Origin of the sequence: Segatella copri, assembly GCF_019127135.1 — a bacterium.
Lineage (GTDB): Bacteria > Bacteroidota > Bacteroidia > Bacteroidales > Bacteroidaceae > Prevotella.
This window is the reverse complement of the sequence record NZ_JAHOEA010000171.1, coordinates 1-645: the sequence shown is the minus strand read 5'-3', so window position 1 is coordinate 645 and position 645 is coordinate 1. Positions and strand designations below refer to the sequence as shown.

The 645-nt window shown below is 46.5% G+C and carries 1 protein-coding gene; it reads right to left on the bottom strand.

What is annotated here, in order from left to right; genetic code table 11:
* Positions 1-197: 197 nt before the first annotated feature.
* Positions 198-509 carry a helix-turn-helix domain-containing protein gene (locus KSW37_RS15700; RefSeq protein ID WP_008656559.1) on the bottom strand — a complete coding sequence of 104 codons (312 nt, stop codon included), beginning with the start codon at positions 507-509 and terminating at the stop codon, positions 198-200.
* Between the last annotated feature and the right edge of the window lie 136 nt (positions 510-645).

Sequence of the window (645 nt, the reverse complement as noted above, 5' to 3'; positions counted from 1 at the left end):
CAAGCATGGGGCGGTAGTTCATCACGGCACGTTCAAAATTGTCAACCATTCGGTTGAGGTGGTTCACGATGTGGTTCATCCACTCGCTGTTTCTTGTCATTACTTCATTGCTCATAGTTGTCTCGTTTTATTGTTGATACTTACGTTACTCGGTTTACTTGCTGCATTGGATTAAGTGGCTGTTGTATATTGACAGCCTAACCTGTGCGCTTGCGAAAGCGCATGTCCTTTTTCTTGTCCTCCACTACTGCTACGATAGCCATCACGTCCTCCGGCTTGTAGTAGGTCTTGTGGCTGATTTGCGTATAAGCCAAAGTTCCGTTGTCCCGAAGCGTCTGCACTGTCCGTGGGCAGATGTTGAGCGTCTGACACACGTCCTGCGTGTCGAGCCACTTGTTCATGGTCTTGTCCTCACTGCGCTCACGGATTCTGTCCATGCGCTTCACGAAGTTCTCCAACTGGGCATCAAGATAGTTGAATGCCTCTTCCTCGAATACGATGAATCCCATACTTTTCTTTTTTCTAAGTTAATACTATGTTATATGTCGCAAAGCTCCACGCATATGCTGTGCTCCACGTTTGTGAGTGCAAAGATAAGGCACGGCAATCTAAAAACAAGCGTTTTCAATTTCTGTGGCAGTATGT